This is a genomic window from Methylobacter luteus IMV-B-3098 (assembly GCF_000427625.1).
Taxonomy (GTDB): domain Bacteria; phylum Pseudomonadota; class Gammaproteobacteria; order Methylococcales; family Methylomonadaceae; genus Methylobacter; species Methylobacter luteus.
Window position 1 is genome coordinate 160179 of sequence record NZ_ATYJ01000014.1, and the last position, 18117, is coordinate 178295.

The window sequence follows — 18117 nt, forward strand, 5'->3', positions numbered from 1 at the left end:
CATCCTGGCTGTCAATTCCTAAAGTTGGTAATTAGCGCCCAGCCTGACAAACTTTACGACAAAAATCTTTTAAAGTTGAACTTAAAATTAACGCTCATTTTTTGAGAGATTTATAATCAATGTTCCAGAACAAAAAATAATGTCCTTAATAGACGTAGGAATATTTATATGGTGATCGTGCTAGGAAATATTAAAGGGGGCGTAGGCAAGACTATGCTGAGCGTAAATATCTCAGCAGCTCTCGCTCAAAAAGGGGAGGACGTTTTTCTTCTCGATACAGATAAACAAACTTCATCAGGAACCTGGTGGCAGAATCGCAAGGACAACTACCCCGGCTTAGCAAAAGTTCATAACATGAACAAGCGTGGCGAGTTGGATGAAACCATTGAAGATCTGGCCACCAGATATAAATACATTGTCGTTGATATCGCAGGTCAAGGCGACTCTGACGAATTGCTGTCGGCACTCCAAGTCTGTGACACGGTGCTTATGCCTTTCAGACCTAGTGCTGCTGATTTGCACACTGTTAATACGATGGACAGAATCGTTCGCAATGCCAGGCGCAACAACAAAAATTTGAAAGCTTACTGCTGTTTGAATTCCGCAGAAACAAATCCTGCCTTGGTAAGAGAGATCGAGATGGCCCGGGCCGTAATCAATGAATATCCTGATATCCCTCTGCTCGATACGGTAATCTACAACCGAGTATGCTTCCGCGATAGTTATGCGCTTGGCCTTGGCGTTACTGAACTGGACGGAAAGTCTGCAAGCGAAGAGTCAGGTCGCCGAGAATTATCAGGAGTTATGTCGGAGATTATTCATGGCTTCTGTTAAAGATAGACTCAAAGACCTTAGCTCATTAGGTTTAACTCGTGAGAAAAGTAATGAGCTACAGGCACTGACAGGAGGTCTTCAAGTCGCCGAACATCCCCAAAGTAGAGGGGTAAAGTCATTCCGCTATTTGAAGGCTTTAAGCAATGATCAGCTTATTGACCAGCTGATTATGGTCCATGTGGAATCTACACTGACAAAGTGGCGGATTATATGGGAATTAAGGCAGAGATTCCCGAGCAATATCGAGTTCGGGGATTACATTAATGATTTGAGGAAAAAAGGCGTCCACGGATTATCCGTGGTCGGGCAACAAGAAATTAACAGATTTGCTAACTGCGGCCGGTTTTGCGAAAAACATAAGATCAATGATCTGTCTGAAATAAAATTATCGCCCACAGTAATTTCTGAGCTGGCTCGTCCCGATAATGATGATATCAGTGATGAGCTCTACCAAGAATTTCTTGGAGAAGTAGAAAAAGGTTATACCATTAGGGTCAAAGACGCTAAGTTCAGAATAAAGCAGTTGAAGGCTGTTCTTACAGTTGATCCTCCAATCTCAGATCAAGATCAGGATAATAATGAAACCTCTGAACAGAATTCTGATATTGGTGACAAGCTGGATGAGCGGTTGATTGCTCTGGCAGAGGAGGATGCCTCGATGTTAACGGACGAATCAGCTGTTAAGGAGTTCTTGATATTCGCGAAACGTTTTCGTCGTCAAAATGTAGAGTTAGTAAAGATATTTAAGGACTGTATTGAGTCCATTGAAAATGATTATGTCCATAAATAAGAAGTAGGATTTTAAATTTGACTTAAAACGTCAGTGACATGTCTGGTGTTAAAGCAGCAAAAAGCGAATGAATTGGATAATTGAAAGGTGACCTGGACGTTCCAAGTCGCCGATCAAATCAGTCTTGACATCCTCCCCTCTCTAAAGGAAGGGGATTCCTACGGCGCTCAAGCAGCTATTGCTTGAGTCGCTTCGGTGGGTTCTTGGCCCGACGCCCCAACAGCAGGCGAAGTATCTGCACAAGCTAACCGGGCGTGTCCCGCCCTTAACACATTGATTGCGCCGACCAGATCGGCGTTTTCCTCGAAACCACAGTTCACGCATTCAAACCGCGCCTGGCTTAGCCGGTTCTCATTGGCGACATGGCCGCAGCACGGACACGTCCGACTGGTATTTCTGGGCGGTACGGCAACGAGCTGTCCGCCGTTCCAGGCCAGCTTGTAGTCCAACTGGCGGCGGAACTCGAACCAGCCTTGATCGAGGATGGCCTTGTTTAGGCCGGATTTGGCTCTAACATTTTTGCCCGGTGTTTCGGTGGTGCCTGCCGCTGACTTGGATAGTTTCCGAACCTGCAAGTCCTCTATACACACCATCGCGTGGTTTTGGCTGATGGTAGTCGTGGCTTTGTGCAGATAGTCGCGGCGGGCATTACCGATACGGGCGTGGATTTTCTGGACTTTGGCTTTCGCCTTTTTCCAGTTGTTGCTGAACTTCTGTTTGCGGCTCTTGGCTCGCTGAGCCTTCACCAGGGCGTTTTCTTGGCGTTTAAAACTATTGAGCGGGGCAAAATAGGAACCGTCGCTTAACGTAGCAAAACGGGCGATACCCATGTCGATGCCGACTATGGCGGTCGAGGGATGTACCGGCGCCTCGATCTCACGCTCGGTCTGGATCGAGACGAACCACTTGCCTTGTTTGCCGGACACGGTGACGTTTTTCACAACGCCCAACACTTCCCGGCAGTTGCGGTAGCGAACCCAGCCTAGTTTTGGCAGAAAAATCCGGCTGTTGCCTTGGTCGAGCTTGCAACCTTGCGGATAGCGAAAGTTATCCGACTGGCCTTTCTTCTTGAAGCGCGGAAAGTCTGCGCGTTTCTCGAAGAAGTTTTGGTAGGCTCGTTCCAGGTCTTTAAGCGTTTGTTGCAAGGGTTGGGAATGGGTTTCAGATAGCCATTGCGTTTCGCTACTCTTCCGCCACTCGGTCAGATGTTTGCACAAATCGGCATAAGACAACTTCTTTTTGCCTTCTGCGTAGTGCGCTTGTTGCAACGCCAATGCCTTGTTGAATACAAAGCGGCACGACCCGGCGAAACGGCGCATATTGCGCTGTTGTTCGCCGTCCGGCATTAATTCGTATTTGAAAGCTTGAAGTCGTTGCATGATTCAATCATACTATGGTCTATGGTCTATGGTCTATGGTCTATGGTCTATGGTCTATGGGCAATGACAATGACATTAGGCACGGTAGACACTGTGTTTTTAAGATGCACGATCATCTGGTCTTTGTGACTAAATACCGCCGTGGTGTGTTCACAAAAGCCATTCTGAACGACCTTCAAGAAATCTTCTCCAATGTATGCGCCGACTTTGAAGCGGAGTTGGTGGAATTCGATGGAGAGGACGATCACGTTCACCTGTTGGTGAACTACCCGCCCAAGGTGGCAATATCGAAACTGGTTAATAGCCTGAAAGGCGTATCCAGTCTTCTTATCCGAAAAAAGAACTACCCAAGCATTAAGAAGAAACTGTGGGGCGGGGCCTTGTGGTCGCCAAGCTATTTCGCTGGAAGCTGCGGCGGTGCGCCGATTGAAATCATTCGGCAATACATCGAGCAACAGCAAACACCTCATTAAGTATTCAAAGGACGGCGCTGCCGTCCGCGCTATTCATCCCCGCCCTGAACGACGGGGCTTTTCGCGCAATCCGGTAAACCAGCTTGATGGTGTACAGAATTTGAAAGGGACGTTTGCTTCCATTGAATGACCTGTAGGTATTTGTTGATTAAGTACTCGATTCACAAATACTTATATCCCAAGTCTTCCAATATGCAACGGCCCCAATTGAAGCTTATAGGTCAAACGTCAAGATTTTGCAGGTCAAACGACACGCTAATTTTTGCTGTTCACTGACGTATGGGGCTTCAATATCTGAGCCTATACAGGGTTTCACGGATACCCTTTTTTCTCAGCAATTATTCTCCGCGTCGCTAAGGACATGAGGCAATTGCTTCAACAGCTTTGGCAATGCTGTTTGTACGGTATCCCATACCACATCTAAATTGATATCGAAGTAGCCGTGAGCGATGCGATTGCGCATTCCTCGCATGTTGCGCCAAGGTACTTCCGAATGCGCATTCACGAACTCGGTATATCTATCCATCACTTTCGTCGCCGCCTCACCAACAATGATCAGACTCATGATGACGGTTTGCTGTGAACGTTTGTCGATAAGAAAGTCGTCCTTGCTCAAACCTTCGATAAAACTGCATGCATCCGCTGCAGCTTGCTGAATGTGTCTGAGATAATCAGGAAGTCGGTTTTCGGTCATACTGGCTGAGCCTCCGCAAGAACCTGATCTCGGAATCTTGGTGGTAAATCGCCGGGAGTCAGCAAATCGACTTGAACGCCCAGCAACTCTTCAAGCTCGACCTGCAAACCGCCTAGGTCAAACAGTGTCGCTCCGGGAAGGGCGTCAACTAACAGATCGAGATCGCTGCCGTCTTCGTCAGTGCCGTGAAGTACCGATCCGAAGATGCGCGGGTTCGATGTATGAAAGCGGTTTACCGTTTCGCGGACGGCGCCTCGTTTGAGGTCAAGAGCAACTGACGGCTTCACTTTTTTTTCCAACAATAAAATTAATAACTATAAACATATTGTTAACTTCTCGTCACGCGAATTCTTTGACTTATCGTTTTCCTGAAAATTTTCTGCTTGGGGCCAAACAAATCGATTACTAGTTCGTTAACGCTCACAGTTGTCACCTTTTTTTTGAAAAAATTTTCGAAAGTGAGAACAAGTGGTTTACGCCGCAATCCCTATCTACCTCATTACAGGATAGCTTTCGCTTTCTCCAACCTCCTATGCCCGCATTCCCAATAGTTTCCCTCGCGGTCAACCTGCCTAAATAGGCGGAAATACGGGTTTACCGTGTAACATATAAATAACGAAGAAGGGTTAGGTGCCAACTATTTTCCGATGGTTTTGTTATCCCCATTTGGTTATGCGAAAACACCAAGCTAACCATGTTGCCTTTTGGCTAGAGTCTGTCAGCATTTTTGACTCCTCGGATTTAACGAGATTTATCGTTGATTCACATGTGTTCGCCTTACCTTCTAAGCTTTGCGCCCTACCGCATAATGCTCGCAGTTCCGCTTTACCCTCACGGGTTCGGCTTCATCTTTCGATTGGGCTACATTGTCAGAATGGCTTCAGACATCACATTGCTGTTAATGCATGCACTCTTAGATTACTGCCGGAGGAACGGCAGGTTTAGTCGGGATTGCTCCAGCTAAACAATTACTTATACGACTTCACGTCGCACCGAGCACGAATCCTTACGGTCCCCCTGGATATTCCTGTGTTGACGCACGTAGAGGAACCTTCAAAATGTGATGTTTGTCCAAAAAGTTTGGGTAGCAAATAGACGGAAAGTCGGCATAAGCCCTTGCAGCAGTCGCAAAACTTAGAATTTTTGCGACGAAATCAGTATTTCAGGCTTTTCGCGACTTTTGCACACATCTTGCCCTCAGAAGCCTCGCCAGTTCTGGGCTCCGCTTCTTAAGGCGACTTCCCTCTATTTGCTACTCAGACCTCTCTAATGAAGCGATGTCATTTGTAAGGAGAGAACGATGAAACGGTTGATAACCCTGTTGTTTCTATCCAGCGGAATTCTTTGGGTTCCTTCGAACAGCCAGGCCGATGATGATTTCTACGGCATCCTTGAAAAGCGTCCGGAAGGTAAGGTCGGCACTTGGGTAATAGGGGGTCGTGAGGGCCAGGTGACTGAAAAGACCAAGTTGGAAGAAGACGATGGTCCTCTCGTGGCAGGGGTGTGCGTTGAGGTCGACTACGAGGGTGGATTGGTCGAGGATATTGAAAGCGAAGAGCCGAACCAATGTAGGAAGTAACCTAGCCCGATCTGTTACCGGCAAGATGAAGTTTCCTTTCCTTGATTTTGTCAGCCCAGCTGTTTGCGCTAAATCGCATTAAATCGGAGGACGGGTCACGGTAGGGACACTCGTTGTCGAGCGCCCCCCGCACAGATCCGTACGTGCGCAATTAACGCATACGGCTCCTACCTTAGGTAACCTGAGTTCGGGATAAGAAAAAGAAGCAGGTTTTTGTTATAAAAAGAGAAAATAAGTTTTCGACGCTAACTTTCTCAAACAAAAAACCTGCTACTGATGAAATTAACACACTTATTCTGCGATGTGGACGATTTTTGCCGAACCTTTATAGCGGACTGGCAAAAAAATCAACTCATTCAAGGCGAGAAGAAACGCCATCGTCCGCATCGAATGAGTTATAGCGAAATGATCACGATTTTAGTGGCTTACCATCAATCAGGCTTTCGAACCTTCAAATGGTTTTACCTGAAGCACGTACAATGTTATTGGCAATCTGAGTTTCCTAACCTGTTGAGCTATAATCGCTTTATCGAACTGATGCCAGAACTGTTGGCGCCGATTACCGCCTTTATGAACAGTCGTCGCGGCGTCTCGGCAGGTATCGCTTTTGTTGACTCTACCCCCCTGAAAGTCTGCAAGAATATCCGTATTCCCCGGCACAAAACCTTCGTCAAGGAAGCCGGGCGCGGCAAGTCATCGACCGGCTGGTTTTATGGCTTCAAATGGCATCTGATCGTTAATGACCAGGGCGAGATTCTGTCATTTTGTATCACCGCCGGCAATGTCGATGATAGAAAACCGGTACCCAAACTGGTGAAATCATTGACCGGCAAGCTGTTCGGCGACCGAGGCTATATTTCCAAAAAATTAACCCAGCTGTTGGCCGGCCAGGATATTAAACTGATGACCACCTTGAAAAAGAACATGAAAGCTCAGGCCATGGATGCCTTTGATCAACTACTGCTGCGCAAGCGCAGCATTATCGAAACCATCAATGACCAGCTCAAGAATATTGGCGATCTCCAGCATTCGCGGCATCGTTCGTTGACCAATTACATGGCCAATATCATTGCGAGTTTAGTCGCTTATTCCTATCAGGATAAAAAGCCGGCTCTTCAATTACGTGAGGCTGATTTACTACCTCTTTTACAGAATGCTTAAACCGAACTGAGGTTATACATAGGGGTCGCTATGTATAGCTATCCATAGCGACCCTTGTCAGCCATTCTCCATTCTACCGATATTTCCGGATGTCAGCATGATATATCAAAGCAGGCATACAAAGTTAGCATTCATCAAAGCTAAAAATCCAATGGACTCATAGCCTGCTTAATTGTGACGCTTTGCACCGTATGAGTATAGATCATCGTGGTTTTTTAGAGCTAAATCAGGAGGAATTGCCAACATCGTCATGATCTCTGGAACTGGAGATCATGAAATTTTAGGGTGATATAGGGTGATATACAGTTAGCTAACTTGACTAACATCATAAATTAGTTAGCTAACATCACAAATTGGTTGATTACAGAAAAAAAGCAGCGTAGATATGCGGAAACCATATAATTTTGTTCGGCGGTGCAGGAAACGAGGGCGGCCATGAAGATCGTGACGCGCCGTCGAGGTAGAGCCCGTCAACGCCGTATACCTTCACATTATCAGCGTCAATCCGCTGTTCACGAACTGCAAGAGGAGGAGCCCATGACTACAACGAATCCTATCCTCGAGCCCGAGGCTCAGAAGTTTGCCGACCTCACCGCCAAGCCGCCGTTCCTCTACGAGCTCGGCCCGGAAGGTGCGCGCAAGGTGCTCGACGACATCCAGGCCGCGCCGATCGAGAAACCTGAGGTCGCAGAGGAGTGGATCACCGTCCCGGCCGAGGTCGGTGACGTGCGGGTGCGCATCGTGAAGCCGGTCCACGCGCCGGCCGTCGTGCCCGTGGTCCTTTACGTGCACGGAGGAGGCTGGATCTTGGGCAATGCCGGCACTCACGATCGGCTCGTTCGCGAGCTCGCTGTGGGTGCCGAGACCGCTGTCGCCTTTGTCGAGTATGACCTCTCGCCTGAGGCCCACCATCCCGTCGCGATCGAGCAGGCGTACGCGACGGCGCGCTGGATCGTGGCGCATGGCGCGCGAAGGGGCCTTGATGCGAACCGCTTCGCCGTCGCCGGCGATTCGGTCGGCGGCAACATGGCCGCGGTGCTGGCGATCCTCGCGAAGCAGCGTGGCGACGTGCACTTCGTGCACCAGTCACTCTACTACCCCGTGACCGATGCGGCGCAAGACAGTGCCAGCTACCGGGAATTCGCGGACGGTCCCTTCCTCACCGCGAAGGCGATGGCCTGGTTCTGGGACGCATACCTTCCGCAGCGCGTCCAGCGGGGCGACATCACGGTATCACCGCTGCGCGCGTCGCGCGCGCAGCTCGCCGGACTGCCGCCGGCGCTGGTCATCGTCGACGAGAACGACGTGCTCCGTGACGAGGGCGAGGCGTATGCACGGCAGCTCATCCAGGCCAGCGTGCCGACGACGAGTGTTCGCTACAACGCCGTCATACACGACTTCATGATGCTGAATCCCGTCCGAGCCACGCAGGCTGCGACAGCAGCCATCGAGCAGGCGATCCGCGCCCTGCGCAAGGCGCTCCGGACCTGACCGAACCCTCGGTGCCGACCCCGATGCCTACCGTCGCCGGCGAGCAGAGCGGGTCTGGGTCGTTGGGCATGAGTTCCACTGGGGTGGAAAGCAGGTACGCCAGCAACAGCAGTCATTGGCACAATACCGTTTGAAATTCCTATACTCATCGACAAGGGAGGCAGACCATGAAGATCGTCATCATCGGCGGCACCGGCCTGATCGGTTCGAAGACCGTCGCCATTCTGCGCCAGGGCGGCCATGAGGTCGTCGCCGCCTCGCCCAAAAGCGGCGTCAACACCATAACCGGCGAGGGCCTCAAAGAGGCCATGGCCGACACGCAGGTGGTGATCGACCTCGCCAATTCGCCCTCATTTGAAGACAAGGCGGTGCTGGAATTCTTCGAGACCTCCGGCCGCAACCTTCTCGCGGCGGAGGCCGCAGCCGGCGTTCGGCACCATGTCGCGCTATCCATCGTCGGAACCGACCGGACGCCCGACAATGGCTATTTCCGCGCCAAGGTCGCCCAAGAGAAACTGATTGAGACCTCCGGCATCCCTTACACCATCATCCGCTCGACCCAGTTTATGGAATTCTTCGGTGGCATCGCCGCTTCAAGTACGGATGGAAATGTCGTCAGGCTTTCGCCCGGCCTGTTTCAGCCCATCGCGGCGGACGACGTTGCTGCCATCGTCGCCGAAGTGGCACTCGCGGCGCCGCGAAACGGCATCGTCGAGATCGCCGGCCCGGAACGAGCACCGTTCAACGAAATCGTCGCCCGCTATCTGAAGGCGGTCGGCGACCCGCGTGAGGTTGTGAGCGACCCCGAGGCTCGCTACTTCGGCGGCCGGGTTGAGGAGCGCTCGCTCGTGCCGTTGGGCGAAGCGCGCCTCGGCCGCATCGGTTTCGACGAATGGTTCCACCGCTCAGAGGCAAGAGCCTGATCCTGCATCCACCAACCGAAGGAGAGTACTCCATGAAACGCATCCTCTGTTCGCTGCTTGTCGTCACCCTGCCGTTCGGCAGCGTCCTCGCCGAGGCGCCGAAGTCGAAAAATGCCAAGGTGACCCTAGTCTACCAGCACGAGTTGCCAAACGTTCCCGGCAAGAGTATCAAGGGCGTGCTCGTCGAATACGGCCCGGGCGGCTACTCGCCTGGTCATACGCATGCCAAATCCGCCTTCATCTACGCGACCGTGCTTGAGGGAGCGATCCGCAGTCAGGTCAACGATGGACCGGTGACGACCTACGAGGCCGGACAGAGCTTCTCCGAGCTGCCCGGCGACCGCCACGGCGTTAGCGCCAATGCCAGCGAGACGAAGCCGGCCAAGCTCCTCGCGGTATTCGTGGTGGACACGAACGAGACGGAACTGACGATCCCATTTGGGAACTGAGGTCTTACCTGGAAAATTCGTAAGTGTTCGCTCTCCTCCCCGGTTTTGCATGCTCTCCCTATCCGTTATCTGTGGGCCGCATTGATTGCCCGCATTTATCAGGTCCTGCCGTTGCTCTGATTGGAATGCGATGGCGAGATGCGGCTGATCGCATTCATCACCGACGCCGAGCCGTTACGCCGCATCCTGGAGCACATCGGGCAACTCAACCACGCCCTCGCCGACCTCACCGGTCCGCTCCCCGCCGGTGGCGGAGTCTTCGATTAGGATCAATCCGCCGACCACGATCCGGAACGGGGTGAACCGGCTCCCGGGTTCGAATTCGATCAAACCGTGAGTGGGTAGTCTGCACGTTTCCGTTACCTGACGCCGACTTGCTTGCCGAGCCCTGCGTAGACTTCCTTGCGCCGGCCCGGCCTCGCAACAACGCCATGTGCCCAGCCTCTAGCCGCCTCACTTTTCCCTTTCGAAGCTCGAAACAACCACTTGCGCGTTCTCGTGATCGACCCGACTCGTTGACGAGTCCCCACTACGGTCGCATCCTTTTTCCTCAATGGGCGCCAAGGCCCATTGGTTTTCTTATCCTTAAAAAGTGTGAAATTTATAAATGCCAGGATGGTCAATTTCTAGAAAATCGAGTTTTCTGGCGGACACTAATTAACCTCAGTTCGGTTTAAGCATTCGAAATAAAAGGCAACCAATCGACATCGCGCAAATTGAGAGCCGGCTTTTTCTCCTGATAGGTATAGGCCACCAGACAAGCGATGATATTGGACAAATAGTTGCTCAAAGAACGATGCCGCGAGTGTTCAAGATCGCCAATATTCTTGAGTTGATCATTGATCGTTTCAATGATGCTACGCTTGCGCAGCAAACATTTGTCAAACACATCCATCACTTGCGGCTTCATGTTTTTCTTCAGCGTAGTAATCAGCGTGACATTCTGATGGGCCAATAAGTCAGTTAACTTCCTGGAAATATAGCCCCGGTCGCCAAACAGCTTTCCCGTCAATGATTTCACCAGATCGGGGACTGGTTTGCGATCATCGACATTGCCCGGTGTGATGCAAAATGACAGAATCTCGCCCTGGTCATTGACGATCAGATGCAATTTGAAGCCATAAAACCAGCCGGTCGACGATTTGCCGCGCCCGGCTTCCTGGGTGAAGGTTTTGTGCCGGGGAATACGGATATTCTCGCACACGCCCAGCGGTGTTGAATCAATAAAGGCAATACCTGCCGAAGCGCCTCGGCGACTGGCCATAAAGGCGGTGAGCGGCGCCAACAGTTTTGGCATCAGCTCGATAAAGCGATTATAGCTTAGCAGATTAGGAAACTCAGCTCGCCAATAGCGCTGCACATGCCTCAGATAAAACCATTTGAAGGTTCGAAAACCGGCTTGATGGTAAGCCACTAAAATCGTGATCATCTCGCTATCACTCATCCGATGGAGACGATGGCGTTTCTTCTTACCTTGGGTTAATTGATTTTTTTGCCAGTCCGCTATAAAGGTTTGGCAAAAATCGTCCACATCGCAGAATAAGTGTGTTAATTTCATAAAGGCAGGTTTTTGTTCGGAGAAAGTTAGCGTCGAAAACTTATTTTCTCTTTTATAACAAGAACCTGCTCCCTTTTTTATCCCGAACTCAGGTTAATTAGTTGTTTTTCATCTGCCGACCAATAATACGCATGGTACCGATAAAAAAATGTAATGAACGGCGGACATCAGGGTCGTTTAAGGAACTGATTAATTGAAACAAACCGGGCGGTTTCTCTAATGCTTCTGTTTGAGCATTTGCCATACGAACGGCATTACCGGCTGTCCAGCCCATGGCTAAAATTTCCTCACCCACTTTAGTAGTTTTTCCAGCGCCGCCTCATCAAGGAACTCGATATTGTCGGATATTATTGATAATAAATCGATAATGTTATTGAAGCGCCCGGCTTGTACTAATGGAGCTGCTTTATCGATCAGATTTTTAATGCCAATGAGGGTTGCCGGGTCACTAAGAGCGGTATCCGCCGCCAGTTTTTCCAGATTTGTATTTAACTGCATTTCTTCAGACATAAGTCATTCCTCTTTAATCAAACGATTCCACGCGCAACTGCCCAATAAATGCCGCGATTAAACGTCTTGCGCATTAATCCTCCGAGCTTGGTGGGCGGTGCGACCTGGACATCATGTTTATAGTCGTACCAGAGCGGCATACCGGCTTCCAACCCCATTTGAGCGATTGCTTGAACTTTCCCATCATAAATAGCGGAGGTATAACCGCGACGAATTTCCGAAGCGATATTTTCCACTACGACAGGCGACTGGTTATGACAAGTGCCGCCTGCTTTGCTAACCGGCAAATCAACGGTATCTCCCATCACATAGACATTATCAGTACCGTACATTTTCAAAGTTTCAAAGTCGGTAGGTAACCAGCCTTCATTATTTTGCGCTTGCGACTTCCCTGAATTAATTACGGCATCTACCGCGCGAATAGGCGGAGTGGCCATTAAAATATCAAATTCCTGCGAGTTGCCTTCTTCCGAATAAGCAATTTTTGCTTCGGGATCAACCTTATTCAACGTGAAGCTACGTTGATATTTAATATTTCTACTATCAAAAATGCTCGGCAATACATCGCAGGTCGGTTTCTGTAAAAATAAACAATTCCGCAATAATTGAGAGACGGTGGGATAGCTATAAATAATCTCTATGCGGTCCCGCACACCCCGTTTACGCAAATATTCATCAAGCATTAAAGTTGTTTCGATAGGGGCAATGCCGCATTGATGAGGTACATTGGGGGTTTTAGGGAAATTAACCGTAATGAATATTCGTCCCTCCTGGATGGTATGTAATTTATGAGCGAGTTGCTGCGCCGCTTTAGTTTGGTAAAAATGATCTCCCGCCTCTTTTAGGCCTTCAATGCGTTCTGGTGCGGGAATACAGCCCGTAGAAATAACCAGATACTCATAATCGTAGCGTTTGCCGCTTTCACAGCGGACACGATTTTGCTCAAACTCGAAACCTTCTACGGCATCGACGTGAAAAATGATTTCCGGACGTAATAATGAACGTTGTTTACGCACCAGTTCATGAGGATGATAGGCATTAAAAGCCACATACATATTGGCTGGTTTGTAAATATGGTCGGGAGAATTTGAGAGCATCATAATCTCAATTTCGCCATTTAGAATTTCTGGATAAAATTTAGCGACTAAATTATTGGCGGTCATGGTGCCGCCGATCCCGCCGCCAACGACGATAATACGTTTGGTTGTGTTAGTCATAATGACTCCTTTAAGAAGACTGGTTTTAATTAATCAGCCGATAGCTTTAAGCGCACCAGAAGGGCATTGATTGATAACTTTAACGATTTCATCGTAAGCCGCTTTATCAGGCTCGATAACGAATTGTCCGTTTACAATTTTAAATACCTCGGGCCGTGATTTAACGCAGTTGCCAGAGTGAGAGCATTTTTGTTTATCCCATTGTATTTTCATGGTGTTTAACCTCAGCTATATTCAGCTGCCGTTGGATTGATCATGGTTTTTACTTCGGCAATAGAATTTGCTGGAAATCCGCCACGTTCCGCATGTGTTTTAATGCTCTGTTTATCGGGCGCAATGTAAATGCAATAAACTTTATCGTCTGTCACATAACTTTCCACCCATTGAATTTGCGGCCCCATATCGTTCAAAATACAACAGGATTTTTGTGATATTTGCTGTAGCTCTGCCGAGGTTAATTGGCCAGCATTCGGGATTTCTCGTTCAATAATATATTTAGGCATATTGCCTCCTATTCTGTTATACGACCAGTCGTCTCTGATTGGCTGTTAAAAAAACGATATAGGCCGTCATGGCCATATCGCTAAAATTTTGTTGGTTAAACAGTCTTTTTAAATGATTAGTTATTAAGTCCGTGACGGAATTTTCACGGCTAATTCAGCCGCTTTCCAGGCGTTGATGCCGCCATTAATATTCTTAATATTTTTAAAGCCCATTTGCTGCATTACGGCCGCGGCCATTGCCGAGCGTCCCGAACTGGCGCAGAGTAATAGCCATTTTTTATCGCGATCCATCAGTTCTTCGCGACGGCCCGCATATTGACGATCCGCCGCTGCTTCCAGTATTCCACGCGGAATATTTAACGCCCCCTCAATAGTACCCGACATAAATTCAGCTGGTTCTCGCACATCCAGTACCTGATAGCCTTCATCCAATAGAGATTCAACATTCAGTACCTCTATTTCGTGGATTTGCGACTTTGCTTGGTTAACAAAATCCATTAAGGTTTTTTCTTCGCTCATATCAAAATCCCATGATTAATATATGACCGGTCGTCTTATTGGTGGGCACAAAAAAAGCCCCCAAACAACCGGCAGTCGTCTCGCCGTGTGCCTAATCTAAAATCGACTAGGCAACAAAATAATCATTCAGTAACGTATCGCAAAACTCCTGCAAAGGTTGCACGGACTGTTCGATTTTCATTCGCAACAACGCCCCTTGCCAATTATTTATCAGTAAATTGGCCATGGTTTCGGCGCTTTTATCATTACGTACCGTGCCTTCTTTTTGTGCTTGCAGTAATGCTTTATATTGCAGCAATTTGTAGCGTTCAACAGCAGATTTTAGCGCCCGGTTGCACAACTCGCTGGTATCGCCAATTTCACCCATCAGGTTACCCAATAAACATCCGCCTTTGTATCCGTTCTTTTCCACTTCAACAATAAGTTCGGCATAGTAATTTTTTAAAGCCGTGAGCGGATCGACTTGTGAGTGTTGTAGGTGCTTCGTTAATAGCTCTATAAACGGTTCAATATAGTGGTTAATGCTTTGAGCGGCAAACTCTTCCTTGCTATCAAAGTAGCTATAAAATGACCCCTTGGGCACCTGCACGGCATTTACAATTTCGTTAATACCGGTTGCATGATAGCCTTGGTTCATCAGTAGATAAACACCTTGGTCTAGTAATTTTGTGCGTTTAGATAGCTTGTTGTTCATACGGTATAAAAATATACGACCGGTCATATATTTTGTCAATAATTTTTTCACACTAGAGAGCATGCGAAACCGGAGAAGACAGTCAGCGCCGATGTCACTTTTCAAAGTCGCTGTCAGCAGGAATCGGCCAGAGCCCGCATATCACCTTGATGGGCGCAAATCAAAATGTCATAGTCGATGTCAGTAGCATTCAAACCCGATGTCAGCACGTTGCAAATCGTCGAGGTTGACGTCAGCATGTCGCAAAAATGGGTAAACCTAGTCGTGTGTTCAGGATCTACTCAGCAGAATAGATGCCAGTAACCAACAGTTGTGGAACTTGCTCCACGCCCTTGATTTTCTGCTGACATCGATTTTGACAATCCGCTGACGCCGACTTTGAAAAATGACAATTGGGATCTGGTGCGCCAGCAGTACGACCAGATGATCAAATACGCCACAGCGCTGCGCCTGGGGACGGCGGAGACGGAAGCTATCCTGCGGCGTTTCACCAGGAACAACGTCCAGCACCCGACCTACAAGGCTTTGGCCGAGCTCGGCAAGGCCATCAAGACCATTTTTCTGCGCCGGTACCTGCACTCCGAGGAACTGCACCGCGAAATCCACGAAAGACTGAACGTGGTGGAGCAATGGAATGGGGCTACCGACTTCGTGTTCTTCGCCCGTCGCGGCGAGATGCCAGCAACCGCCAGGAAAACCAAGAGATCAGCATGCTCGCGCTACATCTGGTGCAAAATTGCATGATCTATATCAATACGTTCATGATCCAGAAAGTGCTGGCACAACCGCATTGGCACGGGAAGCTGACGGCTCGTGACTATGCAGCGTTGACCCCATTGATTTGGGAGCACGTGAACCCGTATGGGCGGTTCGATCTTGACATGAACGCGCGGCTGGCATTGCTGTGATCAAAATGGCGGCTGGTAACACGAGTGTTGGATCTACCCCAATAAATGCAACTGAGCTTGCATTTATCCGCGTGAGCTCGCAATCGATTCTCTCGGGCTCATTCTAATTGCAAATGAAATTCGGGCTTCAGCTCAATCCATCATTGACGCGAAGCAGTATACTGACAGTCGATCAAACCATTAAATAGCCTGTCCCGTTTAGCCTGAGGTTTCTATCCTATCCGGCGCAACAAGAGTTATGTTGCTGGATGGGTGGACATTTAACCGAACCGTAAGAGCAAAACACGCAGCAATCCCCTGGCTTTGGTTTGAGCAGTGTTCCGCAGGACCTGCATTCATAGAAAAACTGGCAGGCATCGGTCGGCATGGTTTCCGTTTCGGTATGTCCGCAGTGTGGGCAGGTGATCTTCGATTCGAGAATGATGGTGTTCATTTATTTTACTTCTTGATAGAGGACGGATAACCGGCGGCCTTGGTCGCTTCCGTCAGCTTGTCCGCTGTGGTCAGTGCATCGTCGAATTGTACCGTGGCAGATTTACTGGCGTAATCGATCGAAACCTGTTGCACACCGGAAACATGTTCAAGCACTTTCTTGACCGTAATCGGGCAGACGGCGCAAGTCATGTTTTGTACATTGAGCGTGACCTCGCGTGATGCAGCCAGTGCCGATCCGAATGTAACGGCAAACGTCAAAATAGACATAAGAGATCTAGTTGCCATCGGTTTTTCCTCAATAGAACAGTGGGGCAAACCATGGAAATGCCAACAAACCCAATAAAGGAAGGGTCACGCCCCAAAAAATGAAGCGTTGCTTGCGGATCACTTCATCATCGGCGCAGGGTTTGCCGGATTCACAGGTTTGAGGTGTCAAATAGAGCTTACGAAACGTCAGGCCGATAAAAAGCAATGCCAAGCCCATGAACACCGGGCGCACCGACTCGAAGGCTGTCAGCGTTGCTACCCAAGCCCCGCCAATGCCAAGGCTCAGCAATACCAAAGGAGCAACACAACATAAGCTAGCGCCTATCCCGGCCAGAACGCTCGCAATCAGGGTTTGTTTAGAGTTCATGATGAATACCTCTTTTCTAGCGATTCCTGTAGTATAGGGACCGTACCTATGTACGGAGTCAAGCCCATGACACAAAAAAGCTTTACGATTGGCGCACTGGCAAAACAAGCCGGCGTGAATGTCGAAACGATCCGTTTTTATCAACGACGCGGGTTGCTGGTGGAGCCTGTCAAACCACTCAAAGGCATCCGGCATTACGCCGAACAAGACGTGCAGCGAGTACGATTTATTAAGGAAGGCCAGAAGCTGGGCTTTTCGCTCGACGAGATTGCAGAATTATTGAGTCTTGAGGAAGGGCGACATTGCCAGGAAGCCAGAGAAATTGCACTAAAGAAACTTGTTTTGATCCGCGAACGCATTGAAGGCTTACGCACGATGGAGACAGCCCTGTCCAACTTGGTGGCGAGCTGTGCTAGCAACACCGATTCAGTATCATGCCCGCTTATCCAGAGCTTGTTGAAAACATCGGCGTAAGGCGTTGCCGTTCCATTGGCCATCAACGCCGATCTGAGACAAAACGGTAGGCCGGTAGCAATGAGCTGATTGTTACCAATGTAACATGGGTATAATCCAAATAGACACTTATTTGATTTTACTGAATAACTATAAGCATCGAAATCCAAATGGAATAGAAGAAATGATTAAAATTTGGGGCCGCCGCAATGCCTATAATGTTCAAAAGGTTTTATGGACTTTGGGCGAACTGAAAATTTCTCACCAACATATTGATGCCGGAGGCAGCACTGGTGGACTCGATCATCCTAAATTTATCGAAATGAATCCCAATGGCCGTATTCCTGTGCTTTTAGATAGCGATGTCACCATATGGGAATCCAACAGCATAGTAAGGTATTTATGCGCAACATACAGCGCTGGATCTTTGTGGGCAGAAGCGCCTGCCGAACGCTCCCTTGCTGAGCGTTGGATGGATTGGGAGTTGGCCTCACTGCAACCAGTCTTTCTAGACTTGTTTTGGGGGTATTACCGCACACCAGAACCGCTAAGAAATCAGGATGCAATACAAAAAGCCAGTCAACGTTGCGAATACTTGTTTTCTATCCTAGACAATCATCTAGGCCTCCACGCTTTTATAGCTGGTGATAGGTTTTCAATGGGTGATATTCCGGTTGCAACTTGTTTATACCGTTACTTTGAAATGGGGCTTGTGACTCCCGCAGTACCAAATATACGTCGCTGGTACAACGATTTAGCGCAACGCAAAGCTTACCGTACACATATTATGACGTCATTTGATGAATTATTTGGTCGGCAATCATTTTGAAGATAGGCCAGGGCTTGGGCGAAGATCACTATACTAAAGAAGGTGCGGTTGGTTCGAACTAATCAATTCCGATCAATTTGGCTC

Annotated in this window: 23 protein-coding genes and 2 pseudogenes; 12 read left to right on the forward strand and 13 right to left on the reverse strand. The window is 48.9% G+C overall.

Going from position 1 to position 18117, the window contains the following annotated elements:
* Positions 1 to 168: 168 nt before the first annotated feature.
* Positions 169 to 834, forward strand: a complete 666-nt coding sequence (locus METLU_RS24065; protein WP_051299702.1) for an AAA family ATPase — start codon at positions 169 to 171, stop codon at positions 832 to 834.
* Complete coding sequence (locus METLU_RS0100775; protein WP_027156574.1) at positions 821 to 1624, forward strand: hypothetical protein; 804 nt, start codon at positions 821 to 823, stop codon at positions 1622 to 1624. The genes METLU_RS24065 and METLU_RS0100775 overlap by 14 nt, the downstream gene beginning before the upstream one ends.
* A gap of 167 nt (positions 1625 to 1791) precedes the next feature.
* Here the strand turns inward: METLU_RS0100775 and METLU_RS0100780 are convergent, their stop codons facing one another.
* Entirely contained in the window at positions 1792 to 3003 is a 1212-nt protein-coding gene (locus tag METLU_RS0100780) for an RNA-guided endonuclease InsQ/TnpB family protein (RefSeq protein WP_027156575.1), read from the reverse strand.
* A 56-nt stretch (positions 3004 to 3059) separates the two neighbouring features.
* Between METLU_RS0100780 and tnpA the strand changes: the two genes are divergently transcribed.
* Complete coding sequence (gene tnpA / locus METLU_RS0100785) at positions 3060 to 3476, forward strand: IS200/IS605 family transposase (RefSeq protein WP_027156576.1); 417 nt, start codon at positions 3060 to 3062, stop codon at positions 3474 to 3476.
* A 331-nt stretch (positions 3477 to 3807) separates the two neighbouring features.
* On the opposite strand, the gene METLU_RS0100790 is transcribed toward tnpA, so the two are convergent.
* Both METLU_RS0100790 and METLU_RS0100795 read right to left on the reverse strand, forming a co-directional pair.
* On the reverse strand, positions 3808 to 4170 hold the full coding sequence (locus METLU_RS0100790; RefSeq protein WP_027156577.1) for a HepT-like ribonuclease domain-containing protein: 363 nt from the start codon (positions 4168 to 4170) through the stop codon (positions 3808 to 3810).
* Positions 4167 to 4457 carry a nucleotidyltransferase family protein gene (locus METLU_RS0100795; protein WP_027156578.1) on the reverse strand — a complete coding sequence of 97 codons (291 nt, stop codon included), beginning with the start codon at positions 4455 to 4457 and terminating at the stop codon, positions 4167 to 4169. Before METLU_RS0100795 ends, METLU_RS0100790 begins: the two co-directional genes overlap by 4 nt.
* A 1013-nt stretch (positions 4458 to 5470) precedes the next feature.
* Here METLU_RS0100795 and METLU_RS0100800 point away from each other — a divergent pair.
* From METLU_RS0100800 to METLU_RS28905, 6 genes are all read left to right on the forward strand, one after another.
* Positions 5471 to 5749, forward strand: a complete 279-nt coding sequence (locus tag METLU_RS0100800; protein ID WP_027156579.1) for a hypothetical protein — start codon at positions 5471 to 5473, stop codon at positions 5747 to 5749.
* Between the two features lie 276 nt (positions 5750 to 6025).
* On the forward strand, positions 6026 to 6910 hold the full coding sequence (locus tag METLU_RS0100805) for an IS982 family transposase (RefSeq protein WP_036242609.1): 885 nt from the start codon (positions 6026 to 6028) through the stop codon (positions 6908 to 6910).
* A gap of 537 nt (positions 6911 to 7447) precedes the next feature.
* Positions 7448 to 8401 (forward strand): alpha/beta hydrolase, encoded by a 954-nt coding sequence (locus tag METLU_RS0100810; RefSeq protein ID WP_027156581.1) that lies wholly within the window; start codon positions 7448 to 7450, stop codon positions 8399 to 8401.
* 167 nt (positions 8402 to 8568) lie between these two features.
* Positions 8569 to 9324, forward strand: a complete 756-nt coding sequence (locus METLU_RS0100815; protein WP_027156582.1) for an SDR family oxidoreductase — start codon at positions 8569 to 8571, stop codon at positions 9322 to 9324.
* 32 nt (positions 9325 to 9356) lie between these two features.
* Positions 9357 to 9773 carry a cupin domain-containing protein gene (locus tag METLU_RS0100820; RefSeq protein ID WP_027156583.1) on the forward strand — a complete coding sequence of 139 codons (417 nt, stop codon included), beginning with the start codon at positions 9357 to 9359 and terminating at the stop codon, positions 9771 to 9773.
* Between the two features lie 138 nt (positions 9774 to 9911).
* Positions 9912 to 10040: a hypothetical protein gene (locus tag METLU_RS28905; protein ID WP_269209144.1), complete on the forward strand. Its 129-nt coding sequence runs from the start codon at positions 9912 to 9914 to the stop codon at positions 10038 to 10040.
* Between the two features lie 406 nt (positions 10041 to 10446).
* On the opposite strand, the gene METLU_RS0100835 is transcribed toward METLU_RS28905, so the two are convergent.
* From METLU_RS0100835 to METLU_RS0100865, 8 genes are all read right to left on the reverse strand, one after another.
* Positions 10447 to 11331, reverse strand: coding sequence for an IS982 family transposase (locus METLU_RS0100835; protein WP_027156585.1), 885 nt, complete (start codon positions 11329 to 11331; stop codon positions 10447 to 10449).
* 97 nt (positions 11332 to 11428) lie between these two features.
* Positions 11429 to 11605 (reverse strand): DUF1641 domain-containing protein, encoded by a 177-nt coding sequence (locus METLU_RS28570; protein ID WP_231383514.1) that lies wholly within the window; start codon positions 11603 to 11605, stop codon positions 11429 to 11431.
* A gap of 2 nt (positions 11606 to 11607) precedes the next feature.
* Entirely contained in the window at positions 11608 to 11841 is a 234-nt protein-coding gene (locus tag METLU_RS28575) for a hypothetical protein (RefSeq protein ID WP_231383515.1), read from the reverse strand.
* A 17-nt stretch (positions 11842 to 11858) separates the two neighbouring features.
* A complete protein-coding gene (locus METLU_RS0100845; RefSeq protein WP_027156586.1) occupies positions 11859 to 13058 on the reverse strand; it encodes an NAD(P)/FAD-dependent oxidoreductase in 1200 nt (399 codons plus the stop codon).
* A gap of 33 nt (positions 13059 to 13091) precedes the next feature.
* Positions 13092 to 13271 carry a (4Fe-4S)-binding protein gene (locus METLU_RS0100850; protein ID WP_027156587.1) on the reverse strand — a complete coding sequence of 60 codons (180 nt, stop codon included), beginning with the start codon at positions 13269 to 13271 and terminating at the stop codon, positions 13092 to 13094.
* Positions 13272 to 13282: 11 nt separating this feature from the next.
* Positions 13283 to 13561, reverse strand: a complete 279-nt coding sequence (locus METLU_RS0100855; protein WP_027156588.1) for a DUF4242 domain-containing protein — start codon at positions 13559 to 13561, stop codon at positions 13283 to 13285.
* 123 nt (positions 13562 to 13684) lie between these two features.
* Positions 13685 to 14080, reverse strand: coding sequence for a rhodanese-like domain-containing protein (locus METLU_RS0100860; RefSeq protein WP_027156589.1), 396 nt, complete (start codon positions 14078 to 14080; stop codon positions 13685 to 13687).
* 106 nt (positions 14081 to 14186) lie between these two features.
* The gene (locus METLU_RS0100865; protein ID WP_027156590.1) at positions 14187 to 14774 is read right to left on the reverse strand and encodes a TetR/AcrR family transcriptional regulator; all 588 of its coding nucleotides are present in this window, start codon (positions 14772 to 14774) and stop codon (positions 14187 to 14189) included.
* A 390-nt stretch (positions 14775 to 15164) separates the two neighbouring features.
* On the opposite strand from METLU_RS0100865, the pseudogene METLU_RS24075 reads away from it, so the two are divergent.
* Positions 15165 to 15682, forward strand: a pseudogene (locus METLU_RS24075) (Tn3 family transposase); the annotation flags it as partial.
* 217 nt (positions 15683 to 15899) lie between these two features.
* On the opposite strand, the gene METLU_RS28580 reads toward METLU_RS24075, so the two are convergent.
* Together METLU_RS28580 and merP are read right to left on the reverse strand one after the other, a co-directional pair.
* Positions 15900 to 16115: a GDCCVxC domain-containing (seleno)protein gene (locus tag METLU_RS28580; protein WP_081678976.1), complete on the reverse strand. Its 216-nt coding sequence runs from the start codon at positions 16113 to 16115 to the stop codon at positions 15900 to 15902.
* A 5-nt stretch (positions 16116 to 16120) separates the two neighbouring features.
* A pseudogene (gene merP / locus METLU_RS29090) lies at positions 16121 to 16751 on the reverse strand (mercury resistance system periplasmic binding protein MerP).
* Between the two features lie 66 nt (positions 16752 to 16817).
* On the opposite strand from merP, the gene merR reads away from it, so the two are divergent.
* Both merR and METLU_RS0100900 read left to right on the forward strand, forming a co-directional pair.
* Entirely contained in the window at positions 16818 to 17225 is a 408-nt protein-coding gene (merR, locus tag METLU_RS0100895) for an Hg(II)-responsive transcriptional regulator (protein WP_027156594.1), read from the forward strand.
* An 85-nt stretch (positions 17226 to 17310) separates the two neighbouring features.
* Positions 17311 to 18033 (forward strand): glutathione S-transferase family protein, encoded by a 723-nt coding sequence (locus tag METLU_RS0100900; protein ID WP_051299703.1) that lies wholly within the window; start codon positions 17311 to 17313, stop codon positions 18031 to 18033.
* Positions 18034 to 18117 lie beyond the last annotated feature (84 nt).

Coding starts and splice junctions, on each gene's coding strand:
- METLU_RS28575 (WP_231383515.1), bottom strand. CDS start 11,841: ATGTCTGAAGAAATGCAGTTAAATACAAATCTGGAAAAACTGGCGGCG.
- METLU_RS28905 (WP_269209144.1), top strand. CDS start 9,912: ATGCGGCTGATCGCATTCATCACCGACGCCGAGCCGTTACGCCGCATC.
- METLU_RS0100805 (WP_036242609.1), top strand. CDS start 6,026: ATGAAATTAACACACTTATTCTGCGATGTGGACGATTTTTGCCGAACC.
- METLU_RS0100850 (WP_027156587.1), bottom strand. CDS start 13,271: ATGAAAATACAATGGGATAAACAAAAATGCTCTCACTCTGGCAACTGC.
- METLU_RS0100790 (WP_027156577.1), bottom strand. CDS start 4,170: ATGACCGAAAACCGACTTCCTGATTATCTCAGACACATTCAGCAAGCT.
- tnpA (WP_027156576.1), top strand. CDS start 3,060: ATGGGCAATGACAATGACATTAGGCACGGTAGACACTGTGTTTTTAAG.
- METLU_RS28580 (WP_081678976.1), bottom strand. CDS start 16,115: ATGAACACCATCATTCTCGAATCGAAGATCACCTGCCCACACTGCGGA.
- METLU_RS0100845 (WP_027156586.1), bottom strand. CDS start 13,058: ATGACTAACACAACCAAACGTATTATCGTCGTTGGCGGCGGGATCGGC.
- METLU_RS0100775 (WP_027156574.1), top strand. CDS start 821: ATGGCTTCTGTTAAAGATAGACTCAAAGACCTTAGCTCATTAGGTTTA.
- METLU_RS0100810 (WP_027156581.1), top strand. CDS start 7,448: ATGACTACAACGAATCCTATCCTCGAGCCCGAGGCTCAGAAGTTTGCC.
- METLU_RS28570 (WP_231383514.1), bottom strand. CDS start 11,605: ATGGGCTGGACAGCCGGTAATGCCGTTCGTATGGCAAATGCTCAAACA.
- METLU_RS0100865 (WP_027156590.1), bottom strand. CDS start 14,774: ATGAACAACAAGCTATCTAAACGCACAAAATTACTAGACCAAGGTGTT.
- METLU_RS24065 (WP_051299702.1), top strand. CDS start 169: ATGGTGATCGTGCTAGGAAATATTAAAGGGGGCGTAGGCAAGACTATG.
- METLU_RS0100835 (WP_027156585.1), bottom strand. CDS start 11,331: ATGAAATTAACACACTTATTCTGCGATGTGGACGATTTTTGCCAAACC.
- METLU_RS0100780 (WP_027156575.1), bottom strand. CDS start 3,003: ATGCAACGACTTCAAGCTTTCAAATACGAATTAATGCCGGACGGCGAA.
- METLU_RS0100860 (WP_027156589.1), bottom strand. CDS start 14,080: ATGAGCGAAGAAAAAACCTTAATGGATTTTGTTAACCAAGCAAAGTCG.
- METLU_RS0100800 (WP_027156579.1), top strand. CDS start 5,471: ATGAAACGGTTGATAACCCTGTTGTTTCTATCCAGCGGAATTCTTTGG.
- METLU_RS0100820 (WP_027156583.1), top strand. CDS start 9,357: ATGAAACGCATCCTCTGTTCGCTGCTTGTCGTCACCCTGCCGTTCGGC.
- METLU_RS0100815 (WP_027156582.1), top strand. CDS start 8,569: ATGAAGATCGTCATCATCGGCGGCACCGGCCTGATCGGTTCGAAGACC.
- METLU_RS0100900 (WP_051299703.1), top strand. CDS start 17,311: ATGGGTATAATCCAAATAGACACTTATTTGATTTTACTGAATAACTAT.
- METLU_RS0100855 (WP_027156588.1), bottom strand. CDS start 13,561: ATGCCTAAATATATTATTGAACGAGAAATCCCGAATGCTGGCCAATTA.
- merR (WP_027156594.1), top strand. CDS start 16,818: ATGACACAAAAAAGCTTTACGATTGGCGCACTGGCAAAACAAGCCGGC.